The organism is Rhodoferax sp. (assembly GCF_018780565.1).
Classification (GTDB): Bacteria; Pseudomonadota; Gammaproteobacteria; order Burkholderiales; family Burkholderiaceae_C; genus Rhodoferax.
In genome coordinates this window covers 1-18,144 of sequence record NZ_JADMJN010000005.1, presented here as the reverse complement: position 1 = coordinate 18,144, position 18,144 = coordinate 1, and the positions used below count along the sequence as shown (strand labels likewise).

The 18,144-nt window shown below is 59.7% G+C and carries 19 protein-coding genes and 1 tRNA gene; 9 read left to right on the top strand and 11 right to left on the bottom strand.

Translation table 11 applies throughout. The annotated features are described in order from the left end of the window. The first annotated feature begins 122 nt into the window (after nucleotides 1–122). Nucleotides 123–1,034: an AEC family transporter gene (locus tag IV109_RS07585; protein WP_296694531.1), complete on the top strand. Its 912-nt coding sequence runs from the start codon at nucleotides 123–125 to the stop codon at nucleotides 1,032–1,034. Between the two features lie 50 nt (nucleotides 1,035–1,084). Here the strand turns inward: IV109_RS07585 and queG are convergent, their stop codons facing one another. Continuing rightward, nucleotides 1,085–2,122: a tRNA epoxyqueuosine(34) reductase QueG gene (gene queG / locus IV109_RS07580; protein ID WP_296695699.1), complete on the bottom strand. Its 1,038-nt coding sequence runs from the start codon at nucleotides 2,120–2,122 to the stop codon at nucleotides 1,085–1,087. A 27-nt stretch (nucleotides 2,123–2,149) separates the two neighbouring features. On the opposite strand from queG, the gene tsaE reads away from it, so the two are divergent. Both tsaE and IV109_RS07570 read left to right on the top strand, forming a co-directional pair. Continuing rightward, nucleotides 2,150–2,674 (top strand): tRNA (adenosine(37)-N6)-threonylcarbamoyltransferase complex ATPase subunit type 1 TsaE, encoded by a 525-nt coding sequence (gene tsaE / locus IV109_RS07575; RefSeq protein WP_296694529.1) that lies wholly within the window; start codon nucleotides 2,150–2,152, stop codon nucleotides 2,672–2,674. Then, entirely contained in the window at nucleotides 2,671–3,993 is a 1,323-nt protein-coding gene (locus tag IV109_RS07570; protein ID WP_296694527.1) for an N-acetylmuramoyl-L-alanine amidase, read from the top strand. Before tsaE ends, IV109_RS07570 begins: the two co-directional genes overlap by 4 nt. A 97-nt stretch (nucleotides 3,994–4,090) precedes the next feature. Here the strand turns inward: IV109_RS07570 and IV109_RS07565 are convergent, their stop codons facing one another. Next, a complete protein-coding gene (locus tag IV109_RS07565; protein ID WP_296694525.1) occupies nucleotides 4,091–4,399 on the bottom strand; it encodes a hypothetical protein in 309 nt (102 codons plus the stop codon). A 105-nt stretch (nucleotides 4,400–4,504) separates the two neighbouring features. Next, the gene (dinG, locus tag IV109_RS07560; RefSeq protein WP_296694524.1) at nucleotides 4,505–6,649 is read right to left on the bottom strand and encodes an ATP-dependent DNA helicase DinG; all 2,145 of its coding nucleotides are present in this window, start codon (nucleotides 6,647–6,649) and stop codon (nucleotides 4,505–4,507) included. Between the two features lie 103 nt (nucleotides 6,650–6,752). Between dinG and IV109_RS07555 the strand changes: the two genes are divergently transcribed. The 6 genes from IV109_RS07555 to IV109_RS07530 all read left to right on the top strand — a co-directional run bounded on the left by IV109_RS07555 (nucleotide 6,753) and on the right by IV109_RS07530 (nucleotide 12,214). Beyond that, on the top strand, nucleotides 6,753–8,381 hold the full coding sequence (locus IV109_RS07555) for a GGDEF domain-containing protein (RefSeq protein ID WP_296694522.1): 1,629 nt from the start codon (nucleotides 6,753–6,755) through the stop codon (nucleotides 8,379–8,381). A 207-nt stretch (nucleotides 8,382–8,588) separates the two neighbouring features. Continuing rightward, entirely contained in the window at nucleotides 8,589–9,041 is a 453-nt protein-coding gene (locus tag IV109_RS07550) for a CHRD domain-containing protein (RefSeq protein ID WP_296694520.1), read from the top strand. A 240-nt stretch (nucleotides 9,042–9,281) separates the two neighbouring features. Next, on the top strand, nucleotides 9,282–9,557 hold the full coding sequence (locus IV109_RS07545; protein ID WP_296694518.1) for a DnaJ domain-containing protein: 276 nt from the start codon (nucleotides 9,282–9,284) through the stop codon (nucleotides 9,555–9,557). A gap of 12 nt (nucleotides 9,558–9,569) precedes the next feature. After that, nucleotides 9,570–10,127, top strand: coding sequence for a hypothetical protein (locus tag IV109_RS07540; RefSeq protein ID WP_296694516.1), 558 nt, complete (start codon nucleotides 9,570–9,572; stop codon nucleotides 10,125–10,127). A 21-nt stretch (nucleotides 10,128–10,148) separates the two neighbouring features. Continuing rightward, nucleotides 10,149–10,895 carry a hypothetical protein gene (locus IV109_RS07535; protein WP_296694513.1) on the top strand — a complete coding sequence of 249 codons (747 nt, stop codon included), beginning with the start codon at nucleotides 10,149–10,151 and terminating at the stop codon, nucleotides 10,893–10,895. A 38-nt stretch (nucleotides 10,896–10,933) separates the two neighbouring features. Then, on the top strand, nucleotides 10,934–12,214 hold the full coding sequence (locus IV109_RS07530; RefSeq protein WP_296694511.1) for a hypothetical protein: 1,281 nt from the start codon (nucleotides 10,934–10,936) through the stop codon (nucleotides 12,212–12,214). Nucleotides 12,215–12,306: 92 nt separating this feature from the next. On the opposite strand, the gene IV109_RS07525 is transcribed toward IV109_RS07530, so the two are convergent. The 8 genes from IV109_RS07525 to infC all read right to left on the bottom strand — a co-directional run. Continuing rightward, nucleotides 12,307–12,383, bottom strand: a tRNA-Pro gene (locus IV109_RS07525). A gap of 37 nt (nucleotides 12,384–12,420) precedes the next feature. After that, nucleotides 12,421–12,870, bottom strand: coding sequence for a MerR family transcriptional regulator (locus IV109_RS07520; protein WP_296694510.1), 450 nt, complete (start codon nucleotides 12,868–12,870; stop codon nucleotides 12,421–12,423). A 103-nt stretch (nucleotides 12,871–12,973) separates the two neighbouring features. Then, nucleotides 12,974–13,309 (bottom strand): integration host factor subunit alpha, encoded by a 336-nt coding sequence (locus IV109_RS07515; protein WP_296694509.1) that lies wholly within the window; start codon nucleotides 13,307–13,309, stop codon nucleotides 12,974–12,976. 37 nt (nucleotides 13,310–13,346) lie between these two features. Next, complete coding sequence (gene pheT, locus IV109_RS07510) at nucleotides 13,347–15,785, bottom strand: phenylalanine--tRNA ligase subunit beta (RefSeq protein WP_296694507.1); 2,439 nt, start codon at nucleotides 15,783–15,785, stop codon at nucleotides 13,347–13,349. A gap of 21 nt (nucleotides 15,786–15,806) precedes the next feature. After that, nucleotides 15,807–16,859, bottom strand: a complete 1,053-nt coding sequence (pheS, locus tag IV109_RS07505) for a phenylalanine--tRNA ligase subunit alpha (protein ID WP_296694505.1) — start codon at nucleotides 16,857–16,859, stop codon at nucleotides 15,807–15,809. Nucleotides 16,860–17,010: 151 nt separating this feature from the next. Continuing rightward, on the bottom strand, nucleotides 17,011–17,370 hold the full coding sequence (rplT, locus tag IV109_RS07500) for a 50S ribosomal protein L20 (protein ID WP_296694503.1): 360 nt from the start codon (nucleotides 17,368–17,370) through the stop codon (nucleotides 17,011–17,013). Between the two features lie 25 nt (nucleotides 17,371–17,395). Next, the gene (gene rpmI / locus IV109_RS07495) at nucleotides 17,396–17,599 is read right to left on the bottom strand and encodes a 50S ribosomal protein L35 (protein ID WP_223911783.1); all 204 of its coding nucleotides are present in this window, start codon (nucleotides 17,597–17,599) and stop codon (nucleotides 17,396–17,398) included. 149 nt (nucleotides 17,600–17,748) lie between these two features. Further along, nucleotides 17,749–18,144, bottom strand: a 396-nt coding sequence (gene infC, locus IV109_RS07490) for a translation initiation factor IF-3 (protein WP_296694500.1), incomplete at its 5' end; no start/stop codon positions are given.

The following is an 18,144-nucleotide window of genomic DNA, read 5'->3' as shown; positions in this document are numbered from 1 at the left end:
ATAAGAAATACGTTTACAGAACATGGTAACCGCGCGCCCCCAGGTTTTGGCTGCGGCAATCACTTACGGGCAAACCCGCGGCACAGGCAGTTCGCCGCTGGTTTGGCTGGTATTCTCAAAGGGTGAATTACGCTCAACTTCTTTTTCCCGACTTTTCCCTGATCCTGTGCGGCTACCTGGTGTGCCGCTACACCGCTCTCAACCGCACTGTGTGGGAACAAGTTGAAACCCTGGTTTATTACCTGTTCTTCCCGGTTCTGCTTTTTCATTCCATTGTCAAAAGTCCGCTGGACCTGGGCTCCGCGTCCAGCCTGATTGGAGCGGGCTGGGCCATGGGACTCACGGGAATCGCCCTGGCCTATGCCATCCCGCATCTGCCTTGGCTCAAGCGCTACATCCCCACCCGCGACCACGCGGCCAGCGCACAGGTGGCCTTTCGCTTCAACTCGTTCATCGGGCTGGCCCTGGCAGACCGCCTGGCAGGTCCCCAGGGCCTGCTGCTGATTGCCGTGCTGATCGGTGTATGCGTGCCGCTGTTCAACGTGGGTGCCGTTTGGCCCATGGCTCGCCATGCCCAGCGTGGTTTTCTGCGTGAACTGGTACGCAATCCCCTCATCATCGGTACCGCTTCGGGGCTGATCGCCAACCTGCTCGGATTCACGTTGCCAATCTGGCTCGAACCGACGGTCAGCCGCATTGGAGCGGCCTCATTGGCACTGGGGCTCATGGCCGCGGGCGCCGGCATGCAGTTCGGCGCCCTGACCCGGGCCAAAACCCTGGCGGTGGCGGTGCTCTCGATCAAGCATTTTTTCCTGCCGCTGATGGCGCTGGGTTTCTCGCACCTGTTTCGCCTGGACCCGGTACAAACCACCGTGCTGTTGGCTTTCTCTGCCCTGCCCACTGCGTCGAGTTGCTATGTGCTGGCGGCGCGCATGGGCTACGACGGCGCGTATGTGGCAGGTCTGGTCACGCTGTCGACGCTGCTTGGCATGCTGAGTCTGCCCTTTGCGCTGGGCGTGCTGCGATCGCTATAGTTTGAATAGCTAGAAGTGGATATCCGATGAGGGGCAGAGGCCAAAATCGCCTATAAATCGAGCGCCCAGGCCACATGCTCGCGCACCAGATCACTAGGATGCAAGGCACGCAGCGCCAGCGCTGTACGCAAGCTGGCATCAGGATCGCCAGCACGCAGTGCGTTGCCCATGGCCACTGCAATGTTGCGCAGCCAGCGCTCATGCCCAATGCGCCGGATGGGGCTGCCTTCGGTAAAACGCAAAAATTCCTCCTCGCTCCAGCCCAGCAGGGTCACCAACTGGCTGCCCACCAGACCCTTGCGTTCGTCAAAATCCGGCAACACGCTACGCTGCGCGAACTTGTTCCAGGGGCAAATCAGCTGACAGTCGTCACAGCCGTAGATGCGGTTGCCCATCAGTGGGCGCAGTTCCAGCGGAATCGGCCCCGCGTGCTCAATGGTGAGGTAAGAGATGCAACGTCGCGCATCCAGCCTGTGCGGCGCCACGATGGCCTGGGTCGGGCAGATGTCGATACAGGCACTGCAACTACCGCAATGACCGGTCACCGCTGCTGACGGCGGCAAGGCCAGATCCACGTAAATTTCGCCCAGAAAAAACATCGAACCCGCCTCACGACTGAGCAGCAGCGTGTGCTTGCCACGCCAGCCCTGCCCGCTGCGCGCAGCCAGCTCGGCCTCCAGCACGGGCGCCGAATCGGTGAATACGCGGTGCCCAAATGGCCCCAGGTGCTCTGCAATGCGGTCACTGAGACTTTGCAAACGCTGGCGCAACACCTTGTGGTAATCCCGTCCACGGGCGTAAACCGACACAATGCCCTCATGGGGTCGCCTCAAGCGGTCGAACTCAAGTGCCTGCCAGCCATCCGGAGTAGCGGCAGGCAGATAGTCCATGCGGGCAGTGATGACACTCACGGTGCCGGGCACCAGCTCGGCAGGCCGGGCGCGCTTGAGGCCATGCGCAGCCATATAAGCCATGTCGCCGTGAAAGCCGCGCGCCAGCCAGGCTGATAATCCAGCCTCAGATGAAGACAAATCAACACCCGCCACGCCAATTTGGGAGAATCCAAGTTCCCGGGCCCAAGCCTGAATTTTGGACAACAATTGGCTGCTGTTGATATGAGTGCTGGAGATGGTCACATCCCCATTGTAAAAAGTCTGCTCTGGCCGGACGAAACGGCCACGCAACTGTTCGCCTCGGCGCTTGCTGCGCAGCCGGCCCTGCGCAACGCGTTCATTGAGTTGCATGGCGATTTGGGTGCCGGCAAAACCACCCTGGTACGCCACCTGTTGCGGGCCTTGGGTGTGCAGGGCCGCATCAAAAGCCCCACCTACGCCGTGGTCGAACCCTATGAGCTGCCAGAACTTGCTGTCTGGCACTTTGATTTTTACCGTTTCAGCGATCCACGCGAATGGGAAGACGCCGGTTTTCGCGACATCTTTGCCAGCCCCGGCCTCAAGCTGGCCGAATGGCCTGAGAAGGCTGCCGGATTCATACCGCGCGCTGACTTGGTGATCCATCTCGTCGCACTGGACAACGACACGCGCGAGGTCACGCTGACGGCGCAAACCCCCAACGGCGCCACCCTGCTCCGGGCCGCCAACCATGGCCTGCCGCAGCGCAGCCAGGAAGGCCCGCCATGAAGCGCCGCAGCGTTCTGCAATCCGGTGCTTTGGTGCTGCTGCTGGGCGCACAGCATATTGCACGTGGCGCCACCATCCTGGCGGTGCGCGTGTGGCCGGCGCCCGACTACTCGCGCGTCACCATCGAATCAGACACCGCACTCACCACCAAACACATCTTTGTGGCCAGCCCGCCGCGCCTGGCGGTGGACATTGAAGGCATTGACCTCAACCCCGCCTTGAAAGAACTGGTAGCCAAGGTGCGTGCGGACGACCCGAACATTGCCGGTATTCGCGTCGGCCAATTTGCGCCGGGCATTGTTCGGCTGGTGCTGGATCTGAAGCAACCCATTGCACCGCAGGTGTTCACCCTGTCGCCGGTCGCGGCCTACCAGCACCGGCTGGTGTTTGATCTCTACCCCACGCAGGCGACCGACCCGCTGGAGGCGCTGATAGCCGAGCGTCTGCAAGACGCACAAACCGCCCAAGGCAGCAAGCCGGGCAGCACATCGGGGCATGACCCGCTGGGTGACCTGATCGCCCAGAGCACCAAAAAGCCGGTTGCATTGGCCAAGGGCAGCGAGCCTGCCGGCGCGGGCGCACCCGCCGCACGGACAGACCGCCTGATCATCGTCGCCCTGGACCCCGGCCACGGCGGCGAAGACCCCGGCGCAGTCGGCCCCGGTGGAACCCGCGAAAAAGATGTTGTGCTGCGCCTGGCCCACCTGCTGCGCGACCGTATCAACGCCGCCAGCATCAACGGTAACACCATGCGCGCTTACCTGACTCGCGATGCCGACTTCTTTGTGCCACTGCATGTGCGCGTGCAAAAAGCCCGCAGGGTGCAAGCCGACTTGTTCGTGAGTTTGCATGCCGACGCATTTTTTACACCCCAGCCGCAAGGCGCCAGTGTGTTTGCGCTGAGCCAGGGCGGTGCCTCCAGCAGCGCTGCGCGCTGGATGGCCGCCAAGGAAAACAAGGCCGATCTGATTGGCGGCCTGAATGTGAAAAGCAAAGACGCCACCGTGCAGCGCGCCCTGCTGGATATGAGCACCACCGCCCAAATCAACGACAGCCTGAAGTTGGGCAAAAATCTGCTGGGCGAAATCGGTCGCGTGGGCAAGCTGCACAAAGGCAAGGTGGAACAAGCCGGCTTTGCCGTGCTCAAGGCCCCCGACATTCCCAGTGTGCTGGTCGAAGCCGCCTTCATCAGCAACCCGGCGGAAGAAATCAAGCTCAACAGCGAGGAATACCAGACCCAGCTGGCCGATGCCCTGATGCGCGGCATTGAATCCTACTTTGCGAAGAATCCCCCGCTGGCACGCAACCGCAGTGTTTGAAACTGGCGAACAAGCCAGCGGTGCACTGACCCATCAAACGGGCTTCTCGCCCTCATTCAACGGATACAAATTGCTATCGATTAAATAGCAAATCATGTCACCTAAACGGCAGTTGCGTGGGGTCGCCAGCTGCTTTCACCGGCTTGGCTTCCACGTCAATCACATCCGACTGATCACCCGCTGCAGCCTGCCCGCCGCCCTGCGCTTGATGGAAACGGTTCCACATCGCCTGCCGGTTGATCTGAAACGTCCAGGGTTGCACCGGCTTGCCGGTGAGGCGTGCCCACAGGGCGCGCAGCAGCCAAACCACCAGCACCAGCAATGCGGCGGCCAGCAAACTGGCCAGAAACACCAGCCCGGCCAGCAACAGAACAACACGCAGTACCAGGCCCAGAATCGATCTCATCACACGGCTCAACATTCAAATCCTTCTTTCAAACTTTGCGTCAACCCTGACTCCAGCAGGTGGCGACCATTGAACGCAATTGCAAGAGCCACCACGGCGCCCTGGCTAAACCGCCAATGCCACACCACGGACGCGACGCGACACGGCATAGGGCGGCAAGCCCTGCAGCATACGCCGGCCAAAGCTTTGACGCAGCAGACGCCGGTCGTAACAAATCACGGTGGCGTGGTCGTCTTCGGTGCGGATGGCGCGGCCAGTCCATTGCAGCAGCTTGATGCCGGTCGCCGGCACCACCAGTTCGGCAAACGGGTCGCGCCCCACGCTCTTGAGCCATTCGGAGCGAGCCTCTTCAACCGGGTCGGAGGGCGGGCTGAAGGGTAGCTTGGCGATGAACACGGTTTCGCACAGCTGACCGGGCAGGTCCAGCCCTTCGCCGAAGGACTGCAAGCCAAAGATCACTGAAGGCAGCCCGGCCTCCACCCGCGCCTGGTGCGCGCCCAGCAAGCGAGTGCGTGCCATTTGCCCCTGCACCAGCACGGCCTCCTGCAGGCTCGCATCCAGCGCATCCACCGCCGCCTTCATCTGCACGCGCGAAGTGAACAATACCAGCGCACCATGTGCCACCTGGGCCAGGTCCGCCATCAATTCAAGCACCATCTCCTGGGTGTAGGCGTCGGCATTCTTGGGGTCGGCCTCGGTCTCCACCACCACCATGCGGCCCTGAGTTCGGTAATTGAACGGGCTCTCCACTTCCAGGGTTGAGACGTTGGGGTTGTTGACCAGGCCTGCTTCTTTCAGAAAGTAATCAAAACTGCCGCAACTGGTGAGCGATGCCGAAGTAATGACAACACCGCGTACCTGGCTCCAAAGGCTTTGGCGCAGCAAGTCACCCGGCACGATGGGGCAGGCATGCGCCGTCAAAAAAACCAGCCCGGAACTGGTGTCGGACTTGAGCCACTTGGCCAGCGGCTGCGGGCCATGGGTCAGCAACAGGCCGCTGGTTTCGACCACGCTGCCCAATTTGGGCGCCAGTTGTCCCAGCCTGGCGTACAGCAGGGAGCAGCTCACCGCTTGCGAGGGGTCTTCCTTGGCCAGCAACTTGACCTCTGCACCCAGGGCTTCCAGCGCTTTGGACAAGCCGCCGGCATGGCCCTGGATCAGCGTCATGGGGTCAACCAGCGCTTCGGGCAGAACCCCGTTTTTGAAGCGGTGCACTGCGTCATAGCCGGTACTGTTGACCTTGAGCAGGTCCATCAAAATACGGCCAACGTCATGCAGGGCGCCTTTGAGCTGCTGCGCCAGCGTGGTCACGTCCTGCGCCAGGGTCATGTGGATTTTTTCGCTGACCTCCTGCAGGGTTCTGGGCAATTTGTCCAGCCAGCGCAGGTTGGACAAATCCATGCTGCTGGAGAACTGGTCCAGCGCCACGGCGGGCAGGTGGTGGCCTTCGTCAAACACCACCAGGCAGTTGTCCAACTCCGGCAAAGCCTTGCGCCCGAGGGACGCCAGCACCAGGTCGTGGTTGGCCACTATCACCTGAGCCTCCGCCAGCTTGGTGCGAGCGTTGTAGTAGCTGCACTCCCGAAAACGGGGGCAATGCCGGGCCGTGCAGGTGTGGCGCTCGGCGGCCACGGCCGACCAGTCACGCGGTTCGGGCTGCTCGGCCAGGGTGTCGCGGTCGCCGTCCCATTTGCCACCGGCCAGCGCCACCGCCAGGGATTCGTAGAGTTTGATGCGGCGCTCTTCGGGGTCGTCACCTTCCAGTTGTCTGGCAAACGCGTTACGCGGCGGGGGCTGGTCTTCGTCGGGCTCGAACATGTCATCGGTTGCATCGCCCAGCCCTACCAGCCGCTCCAGCTTGAGCTTGCACACGTAGCGGCCCCGCCCTTTGGCCAGGGCATACACAAAAGGCGTGTCCAGTGCAGCGGCCAGTGCGGGCAGGTCCTTGGTCATGAGCTGCTCTTGCAGCGCTACCGTGGCAGTAGACACGACCACCCGCGTCTTCAGGGCCAGCGCCAGGGCTACGGTAGTGGAAAGGTAAGCCGCCGACTTGCCGACCCCGGTACCCGCTTGAATCACGGTAATGGCCTTGCCAGGGTTGGGGTGCTCGCCCAGCGTCACCTCCGACAAAGCCGTGGCGATGCGCTGCGCCATCTCGCGCTGCCCAGGGCGAGAACGAAAGCCGGAGGTGGCACTCACCACCCGGTCAAAGGCGGACAGGGACTGCCTGGCCAGTGAATCAGTGCTCAAAAGAAATACCCCTGGCTTGGTTTTATCGGATTTGTTGTTTTTTGATGCATACGACTTCTATTACACCGCGAGACGGGACATATTCCTCAAGCAAAATAGCAATATGAAGCCTGATGCCCGCGATCTGCCCGAAGCCCGCCTGGATACCCTCCTGAAAAGCGCCCATGCGGCCTTGGACGAGGGCGACGTACAGAGCGGGCGGGAGTTGTCACACAAGGTGCTCAAGGCGGCCGAGGCTTCGGGCAGCAAGCGCTATGAGGCCCGGGCCTTGTTATGCCTGGCCCATTGCGACCGCATGCTGTCGCGCTACCGGCGCGCCCACCGTGCCAGCCAGCGCGCCGCCCAGGGTTTTCAGGTGCTGGGGGATACCTCGGGCGAGGTGATGGCCTTGACCACGCACGCCTTTGTGTCCATCAACCTGGGACGCAACGAAGAAGCGGTGGAAGCCGCGCTGCTGAGCGTGCGCCTGAGTGAATTTCTGGAAAAGGATGAGCACAGTGTGCTGTCCTACAACGCCCTGGGTGTGGCTTATTTCTGGAGCCACAACTTTGACAAGGCGGACCAGGCACTGGCCACAGCCATCGAGTTTGCCGAACGCGCCAAGCCACCCCTGAGCGTTTTCCAGCCCAAAATCAACCAGTGGTGGACCCAGCTGATCCGCGTTTTTCATGATCGCTATTACGAGGGTGCCCTGCCCTCGCTGGCCTTGTTGCGGGTGCACCGGGAGTCGGTCATGCGGCTGGTGCCGCCACCCCAGGGCGGCAGCACAGCCGCCAGCGCCAACGTCACCACCGAGGCCGTTTTGCTCTTCGGCGCCAGTCTGGAAGCCTGTTGGCACGGGCAGTTGGACCAGGCGTCGGACGATGCAGATGCCCTGAGCGGCTGGGCCCAAAGATATGGCACGCTGACCTGGCTGTCCGCACTGGAGGCATGGGTCCGCACCGAGATTGCCTGGGCCCGGCACGACTGGCCTGTGGCCACCCTGCAGGCCGCCAAAATGATCGAGATCGCAGTCACTGTAGAGCACGAGCAACTCGCCTGCCTGGGCCACTTGCTGGCCTCGCAGCTATTCACCGCCCAGGGCATGGATGGCCGGGCGCTGGATGAACTGCGCCGCCTGCGCCTGCGCGAGCAGCTGATCCGCAGCGACTGCATGGAAACGCGCGAGAACGTGATCGACTGGCAGCTGAGTCTGCGCCTGGGCCAGCAAAGCATTGAGCGGCTGGAGCTGACGGCGCGCCAGCTGGAAAAGCTGTCCCTTGAGGACACCCTCACCGGCATTCCCAACCGGCGCAACTTTGAACGCTATGCCGCTGAGCTGCTGCGGACCGGTCTGGAGCGTGGCCAGCCACCCTGCATGGCACTGGTGGATGTAGATAAATTCAAACAGATCAACGATAACTTCTCGCACCATGTGGGCGACGAGGTTCTCAAGCGCATTGCCCATATTCTGAAATCCCATTTGCGAGAGGAAGATATGGCGGCTCGCCTTGGGGGTGACGAATTCGTCATCGTCTTCAAACACACCGATATCCAGGTGGTGCGGCAGGTGTGCAGGCGCATCACCCTGGCAGTGCGCGAGTTCGACTGGTCTGGCATCAGTGCCGGCTTGCAATGCAGTATCAGCATGGGCATGGCGCGCGCACAAGCGGGAGACACGGTGGTTTCGCTGAGCCAGCGCAGCGACAGCGCCATGTATGACGAGAAAAAAGCCGGCAAGGCCCTAGCCTGAGGATATCCGCCTCCGGCAGCAGCCGACGCAGTGGGAAGCGCACCCATTTGCTACAATAATGATAGCTAATTGTGCAGTATTGACAAGGGCCTGTGCGGCATTTTGTTACAAATTTTGCACGCCTTAAGCGGGATACCCATCGCATCCACCCCTACACTCAGGCCGAAAATTCAGTCCACAAAACAAGTCAACAGGGGGGAATGCTTCATGCGTCTTTATATGGCTGCGCGCAGCGTCATCGCTACCACCGTCATGGCCTTTGCCGCTTCCGGTTGCAGTATCTTGCAACCCGACGCGCATCTGGCGGCGTTCAGCACACAGATGACCGGTATGAACCAGGTGCCGCCCGTAGCCACACCGGCCACCGGGCGGGTCGATGCCGTGCTGAACAAGAATACCCTGCTGCTGCGCTGGAAGGTTTCGTTTTCCGGCCTGAGTGGTCCGGCCACGGCTGGCCACTTTCATGGCCCGGCCGCCATTGGCACCAAAGCCGCCATCGCCCTGCCTCTGAAAGTCCCCGTCAAAAGCCCACTGGAAGGCCAGGCCACGCTGACAGCCGCACAGGCTGCCGATCTGCTGGCGGGCAAGTGGTACCTGGCCATTCACACCGCCGCCCACCCTGGCGGTGAGATTCGCGGTCAGATGATTCTTCGGGAATGAATTGAACTTAGGTTAATAAATTTAAACATTGTTTAAATTTATTAACATTTGATCGAATTATTGAATAACAGCTTTATCGCGAAAAATCGAGACTCTGAGATAATCAGACGTTTGCGGCCGTCGCACGCATCGCGTCGGCCCCCAAGCCAACCGCGGCCAACTGCCCCGGCGTCGCCGATGCCCGTCCCCAGGGGTCACCTGAACCCACCCCAGCCTTGATACGCCAACAGCTTACGACACATGAAAGACTATTACGCAGACCTCGGGTTGGCCAGTAGTGCATCGCTGGCCGATGTTAAAAAGGCGTTTCGCCAGAAGGCCTCGTTCTACCACCCTGACCGCAACCACGCACCGGATGCGCCGGCGCGGTTTCGGGCCGTACAGGAGGCCTACGAAGTGCTATCCGATGACAGCAAGCGCCAGGCCTACGACGACAACCGCCGGCGCAACCTGCTGGACAACCCCCTTGAGACCGCACGGGACATCTGGCAAAACTACTTCAACCCCTTACTTTGAAACCCCTGCGACATGAGCATTTCCCCCTTTTTCCTCCATCTGCGTTCGGCTTACCAGGCCGAGCTGGATGATTTGACTTTTGACTCCGAAGGGCGGGATGTACTGCGCCAGCGACTGGCCGAGCGACGCAAAGAAGTCGGCTTTTTGCTCCAGATGATGGAGCTCAGCCCCGAGATGGTGGCCGTGGTGTTTCACCAGGGCTTTCGCTTCAAGTTGCCAGGCGCCATGGAACACCTTATCAGCCATGAATCGGATGAACTGCCAGACTGGAGCAGTCTGGTGGGGGCGGTTCAGCTGGCCCCATGGGCACAGGATGTGGCTCAGCTGATACTCAAAGAGCCACAAGGCGAATGGTTTCTGGCCGTGGCGGCCGGGCTGGAATACATGTACGGCAAACTGGAGGCCCCCGCTGCCGCCAGCCATGACGACAACGCCGATGACGACGAAGGCGAAGGTGGCGATACAGATCGCCTGGACGACTACGACGCCGACGAGGAAGACGAAGCCCGCGCCCGTGAAGATGCCGGCGCCGACTGGATGGTTGAACAAGGTTTCGACCGCAAAGATTGATTGCTTGAACTGGAAGTCCTGATGAACCACCTTGCCCTCATCGCAAAAACACAAAGCCTGATCGCTGCCGGCGATATCGTGGGCGCCGAGTCCGCACTGGTCGAACTGGCCGACATCGAGGGCGACGGGGCATTGCTGGTCGTACTGGACCAGTTGCCACCCAAGGACATCCTGGCTGTGATCCGCGAATACGACAACTCCAAGGAATCGGTCATCAACCTGCTGGTCACGCCCGCCCAGTTCGCCCGCGCCGTGGTGATTGAAAAGCAATACCGCGACCTGACCCGCACCCACCTGCGCGGCATGGTCAATTCGATCATCTTCCGCGAAGACGCGAATCCAGTCGATTTTTTGAACGCGATGGGCGATCTCGAAGGCGGCAGCGAAGCACTGGCAGACTACTTTTCCGAAAAATGGAGCAGGATCGAAGCGTTTGCCCGCTGCGGAACCTTTGACCCCATGGAAGACGACGGCGAGATGCTGTCCGAGACCGCCCTGCTCGCCTCCGCCTACGTGAAACCCCGCGTGGAACAGGATGAAGTGGCCGACCAGGACTGGATGGAACTGGCCTGGCTGCTGCGCCATGAGTGCCCGGACCTGTTCATTGAAATGCTGATCGTGCTGCGTGCCAAGGCACGCGCCCACGACATGGGACTGGGCGAAGAGGAAGAGTTCGAAGAGGACGACGGCAAGGTTGAAACTGGCGACACCGATCGCGGCAAGGCCACGCCCGCCGCCCGCGAGTCGGACGAGGAATCGGCGATCTAGGGCCCCACGAGGTCGCCCCCACCCAACGATCCGTTCCAATGGCCACCCCGCACACTGCTCCACCGAGCGCCATCTCGCTGTACGACGCACGCCCCTTCTTCGAGAAGGCATTGCTGTTTGGCGTGCAAAACGGCATCATCAACCAGGAAAAGCTGGACGCAATTGGCGTCGAGGCCCCAAAGGGCATGGTGCAAATCGCGCGCTACTTTGGCAGCGAATTCCTGCGTCCGGAACTGGAAAGGGCCAAAGACCGCATGGTCAACCTGGTCAGCCTGTACCTTGAAAACGCCAGTGGCGGCGACCTGCGGCACGCGGCCGAATCACTGCGTGACAACTCATTTTTGTCCCGATCCAAGGGCGGCTCGGATCTGCTCAAAAGCCTGATTGCCATGCCGCAAAACAGTCACTTCGGCATGAACGAACACGCCGGCTTCACTGACGACCACATCCCCCAACTCGCCAAATGGTCGCTGAGAAGCCTCGCCGACTACCAGGCCGAGTTCGCCAAACGCAGCCAGGTCATGCAAGTCATCAAGGCCGCGATCTGGATGGCGGACCAACTGGGCATGGACGCCACGGAACTGGAGGACGCAGGACGCGACGCTGAAGCCGTGATTCGCACCGCACTGCTGGTCTTTGCCACCGGTCGCACCGAGATGCCCGACTGGGCTTCGTTTGACAAAATGATGGCCGCTCTGCGCAAGAAATATGGCGCCTCCAAGCAGGCAACCAGCACCGACAAAGCCCCGGCGGCGCCCGGCAAGCGCACCCGCCCGCCGATGCTGCCGATTGCCATTCCCAAAGACTTGCCCGAACAGTTCAAAAACGTCGTTCAGACAGTGCGCAAATCGGTCATCGCGGACCTGCCCAAAATCGTCGATGCGAGCTTGAACAACCGGAAACTGTTTGACCAAACCCCCGCTTTCATGGGTCGCTATTTCTGGGTGGAAGATGGCCTGACCGAGGTGGACCACTACGACCGCACCACATCTCTTGCCTGGAGCAAAGCCACCGCAGGCCACAGCGATGACAGCTCCCTGCTCACCCTGTTCGTCTGCGTGGCCGCCGGAGCCACACCCAAAACGCTGCTGACCGAAAAAGCCGCAGTGACCTTGATTCGCAAGATCCGGAAAACCGGCATTCAGGCAGCCCTGGCCAGCCAATACATCCGCGATCACGCCCCGGAACTGCACCAGGACGATTACGCCCGCATGTGGGACGACTTCATCGAGGAAGCCCAAGCCACCCTGGAAAGCGATAGGGACTACACGCTCCAGGACGCATTGGCCCTGCTGCGGCGGGAATGCAATGTGAAATAGACGGGCGCACTCGCACCATCGAGTCGCTTATTTGATTTACCAATGAAAAAGGCCTCTGAGTATCGCTACTTAGAGGCCTTTATCGTTCGTCTTGGTCGGTGTGAAAGGATTCGAACCTTCGACCCCTTGCACCCCATGCAAGTGCGCTACCAGGCTGCGCCACACACCGAATCAGCCTCAGATTATACCCGGTAGAAGCTGAAAATTCAGTTGGACAGCGAGAGGAGATCGCGAATTTCGTTCAACTCGCGCCGGACAAAGAGCAAGTCGTCGGATGCAGTCTCGGTCAAGGCGTCGCTCTGGCTGTCTTCAAAGTCCTGCAGTTCGGAATCGCTCATCTCAATAACCTCCACGCCATCAAGCATGACCTCTCCGTTGCGCTTCTTGTCGCGCTCGGCCTGGAGGATTTCCTGCATTTTGTTACGGGCGCCGCTGATGGTGAAGCCCTGGTCGTAGAGCAAATCCCGGATTCGGCGGATCATCAGCACTTCATGATGCTGGTAGTAGCGTCGGTTGCCACGGCGCTTCATCGGGCGTAGCTGCGTGAATTCCTGCTCCCAATACCGTAGCACGTGAGGTTTTACGCCGCACAAATCCCCCACCTCACCGATGGTGAAATAACGCTTGGCAGGAATGGGAGGGAGAGCTTTCTCCATTGAAATCAATGCTGTAGGAGAGAAAGCTTCGAGATTACTCTAAGTCAACACGATGTGTAAAGCCGCAATTGACCCCCAAACCCCAAATAAACAAAAGTCGGTATTAAATCACCGAGGGCGGACGCCCTTCTTCCTGAATTTGCTCTTTGAGTTTATGACTGGCATGGAAGGTCACGACACGGCGAGCCTCAATCGGGATGGCCTCGCCGGTGCGCGGGTTACGCCCAGGCCGGGGTGCCTTGGTGCGGATCTGGAAGTTGCCAAAGCCCGATATCTTGACGTCTTCGCCTTCGACCAAGCCATCCGAGACGAGGTCAAAAAACGCATCGATCATGTCCTTGGATTCGCGCTTGTTCAGGCCGATCTGTTCAAACAACAATTCCGCCAGCTGCGCTTTCGTCAGCGCCGGGGTTTCCAGACTTTCAACCGAAATGTCCATGCAGTCCTCGTTTCTTGTTTGAGCAAATGATAGCGTTTCAGGCGCGCTGCCGGGCGCCCAGTGTATTCACCAGTGAATTCACTACGGCCTGAACCGCGCCGTCGATTTGATCTTCGGTCAAAGTAGCCTCTTCGCTGTTGAGCGTTAAACGCACTGCCATGCTTTTTTCCTGACTTGGCACCGGCGCACCATCGGGGTCTTTGGCCGGTTTGGGGCGATAGATATCAAACAGGGTGGCATCGCGCAGAAGCCCGGCAGTAGGCGCGGCCCACACCGCACCCATCAAGGCCGCATGACCAATTTTTTCATCGACCATCACCGCAATGTCACGCTCCACGGCCTGGTGCTTGGTCACGGCCTTGAAGGCCGGCACATCACGCTGCAACACGGCATCCAGATCCAGCTCAAACATGACAGGCGCCTGCGCCAGATCGTAGGCCTGGCGCCAACGCGGGTGCAACTCACCCACAAACCCGATAGCAACGCCATTGAGCATGACGCGCGCACAACGCCCCGGGTGCATGGCCGGATACTCGGCGGGCTCAAACACAGGCTGGCGCGGTGCCAGCAAAGCCTCTACATCGCCTTTGACATCAAAGAAGTCAGCACCCTGCTCTTTGCGCCCCCACTGCAGGGCATCGGCACTGCCGCATACCATGCCAGACAAACGCATAGGTTGATGAAATCCCTCCACCGTGGTGTCGGTACTCTTGACGGATGCATCGCGCAGGAACACACGCCCCAGCTCAAACACGCGCACGCGCTGCGCCTTGCGATCCAGGTTGAACTTCAAAACTTGTAGCAGGGACCCCAGTAAGGACGAGCGCATCACACTCATCTGGCTCGCAATGGGATTGATCAACCTGATCGGGTTCGGATTGCCCGCAAGCTCATGCTCCCAGCGCTCTTCCACGAAACTGAAGTTGATGGTTTCCTGATAACCCAGGGCCGCAATGGCACGACGCACGGCGAATGGACTGCGCTCGGCTTCGGTACGAATCTTGGCAGTAATAGGTGCAAGCGGCGGCGTTTGCGGCAGATTGTTGTAGCCCACCATGCGTGCCACTTCCTCGATCAGGTCTTCTTCAATCTGCAGGTCAAAACGGTAGGGCGGCGGCATGACCGTGATCACGCCATCACCTTCGGTCAACGGCAACCCCAAACGCGCCAGCGCGTCGGCACATTGCGCCTGCGTGAGCGGCATGCCGATCACCTTGCTGGCCCGGGCAACGCGCAGCGTGACCGCAGGGGCCGCCGGAACGTTGACTTTCAGATCATCCACAGGACCGCATACCGTGGCATCGGTGCCGCAGATGTCAAGGATCAGTTGCGTGATGCGCTCGATATGCTCCACGGTCTGGCTCGGATCGACACCACGCTCAAACCGGTGACCCGCATCGGTGGCGAAGTTGAAACGCCGTGAACGGCCCGCAATCGCCTTGGGCCACCAGAAGGCGGCCTCCAGGTAAACGTGTTGCGTGTCATCGGACACGGCCGTGGCATCCCCACCCATGATGCCTGCGAGAGACTCCACCTGTTGCTGGTCGGCAATGACACCGACCTTCTCGTCAACGCTCACGGTGCTGCCATTGAGCAGTTTGATCTGCTCGCCGGGCTTGCCCCAGCGCACGTCGAGTCCACCATGGATCTTGTCCAGGTCAAAAATGTGCGACGGACGGCCCAACTCGAACATGACGTAGTTCGAAATGTCCACCAGTGCCGTGACACTGCGCTGGCCGCAACGGGCCAGACGGTCCACCATCCATTGCGGCGTGGTGGCACGGGTGTTGACGTTGCGCACAATGCGACCCGAGAAGCGACCGCACAAATCGGGGGCGCTGATCTTCACCGGCAACTGGTCTGCGCTGCCCGTCTTGACAGCGGGAAAACCGGGTGCCATCAAAGGCGCGCCGGTCAGTGCGGCCACTTCACGGGCAACGCCGTAGACGCTCAGGCAATGCGCCAGATTGGGCGTCAGCTTGAGGGTGAACAAGGTGTCGTCCAGATTCAAGTGCTGGCGGATGTTTTGTCCCAGAGGGGCGTCCAGCGCAAGCTCCAGCAGACCACCATGGTCTTCGGACAACTTGAGTTCGCGTGCCGAGCACAACATGCCCTGACTCTCCACGCCACGCAGTTTCCCGACCTTGATCAGGAAAGGCTTGCCATCCTCGCCCGGAGGCAACTCTGCCCCCACCAGCGCCACCGGCACACGTATGCCTGCGCGGGCATTGGGTGCACCACACACAATGTCGAGCCAATCGGCTTGGCCCACGTCGACCTTGCACACACGCAAACGGTCTGCGTTGGGGTGCTGGACGGCTTCCTTGATTTCACCCACCACAATTTGGGAGAAAGGGGGCGCTACGGTACTGAGTTCTTCAACTTCAAGCCCAGCCATGGTGAGCGTTTCAGCCAGTTGCTCGGTAGTCAGTGAAGGGTTGCAAAACTCGCGCAACCAGGATTCAGGGAATTGCATGACGATGAGGTGTTCTGTGGGTTACTGAAATTGCGACAGGAAACGAATATCACCGTCAAAAAACAGGCGCAAGTCATTGACGCCGTAGCGCAGCATGGTGAGCCGGTCCATCCCCATGCCAAAGGCAAAGCCGATGTATTTTTCGGGGTCCAGCCCCATATTGCGGATCACGTTGGGATGCACCTGGCCCGAGCCTGCCACTTCCAGCCAACGGCCGGCCAGAGTGCCGGCCTGGAATTGAATATCAATTTCAGCACTAGGCTCTGTGAATGGAAAGAAGCTGGGACGAAATCGCAAAACCAGGTCATTGGACTCGAAGAAGGTGCGACACAAATCGGTGAACACGTACTTGAGGTCTTTGAAACTGACGTTCTCCCCGACCCACAAACCTTCGCACTGATGGAACATGGGCGAATGGGTGGCGTCGCTGTCCACACGGTAGGTACGCCCTGGCGCAATGACTCGAATTTCCGGCATGCTCTGCCCCGCATCGAGCCTGGCGCGGTAGCGTTTAACGTGCTGCACGGCATGACGAATCTGCATCGGGCTGGTGTGGGTGCGCAAAAGATTGGGCGCAGTTTCGGAACCGCCTTCAACGTAGAACGTATCGTGCATGGAGCGCGCCGGATGATCTTCGGGCGTGTTCAAGGCTGTGAAGTTGAACCAGTCCGACTCAATCTCGGGACCCTGCGCGACCTCAAACCCCATGGAGCCAAAGATGGCTTCAATGCGCTCCATCGTGAGCGACACCGGATGCAAACCGCCCTGCCCGCGCTGGCGACCCGGCAGGGTTACGTCCAGCGCTTCTGCCTGTAACTGTGCCTGCAGTTCGGCATCAGCCAGTGCCTGGCGGCGGTTGTTCAATGCGGCCTCAATGGCCTGCTTGGCAAGATTGATGGCGGCACCGAGCGTTTTTTTCTCGTCTACCGACAAGGCGGCCATGCCTTTCATCAATTCAGTGATGCGGCCCGACTTGCCCAAATATAGCGCCTTGGCGTTTTCCAGATCGGCAGGCGTAAGGGCCTGGCCAAAGGCGGCTTTGGCGCTGTCAACAACGATGTTCAACTCGTTCATAAATTCTCTTGTAGTTCCGACACAACCTGGGATCAGGCCCGTCTGCTCTGAAACTGCGTTTTCAATGAAAAAGGGCTAGTGCTCTTTCAAGCTCTAGCCCTTGTTTCTGATGCATGGACCGCTATTCAATGAATAGCGAACTGCCGTGAACTCAAGCAGCCAGCTTGGCCTTGACTTGCTCCACGATGCCGGCAAATGCGGCCATGTCATGCACAGCGATATCGGACAGCACTTTGCGGTCGATCTCGATGTTGGCTTTCTTCAGGCCATTGGCGAACTGGCTGTAAGTCATGCCACACTGACGAGCAGCGGCATTGATACGGGCAATCCACAACTGACGGAAAACACGCTTTTTGGTACGACGGTCACGGTAGGCATATTGCCCAGCCTTCATCACCGCTTCTTTGGCGATACGGAAGACATTACCGCGGCGACCACGGAAACCTTTTGCAAGGGCTAAGACTTTTTTGTGGCGGGCGCGAGCCGTTACACCACGTTTGACGCGAGGCATGTGATTACTCCTTGTTCGTCGTTAATTAAATACCACGGCCTGGCAACATCTGTGCCATGTGACCCATATTGGTCTCATGAACAGCTGTAGCACCACGCAACTGGCGTTTATTTTTGGTGGTCTTCTTGGTCAGAATGTGACGTTTGAAGGCTTGACCGCGCTTGACGGTGCCACCTGGACGGACGCGGAAGCGTTTCTTCGCCGCGCTCTTGGTCTTCATTTTGGGCATATTCATGCTCCTTCTTCATTGTGCTCGTGAGGCGTCTGCAAACTACTTGCAGCCTTGTTGGCCCCGAGCCACTTTTAAGTGGTGCCTTTTAGCTCACCACTTCTCGCAGCGCATTGATTCCTGCGAACCAATACACCGCAAATTCGTTTTTACGATGCAGAAACCGGTGCAGTGTCTGCCACCGGCTTTGCCGCAACCTTCTTTTTACCGGGCGCGATCATCATGATCATCTGGCGCCCTTCAAGCTTGGGAAACTGCTCGATCACGATCGAATCACCCAACTCCGCCCGAATACGGTTCAACAAAGCCATGCCGATTTCCTGGTGCGTGATCTCGCGCCCCCGAAACCGCAGGGTAATCTTGCACTTATCGCCTTCAGCCAGAAAGCGCTTGATATTGCGCATCTTGATGTTGTAGTCACCGTCATCGGTTCCTGGACGGAACTTGATTTCCTTGATCTCGATAACCGTTTGCTTGGCCTTCGCTTCTGCCGCCTTCTTCTGCTCCTGGTACTTGAACTTGCCGTAGTCCATCAAGCGACACAC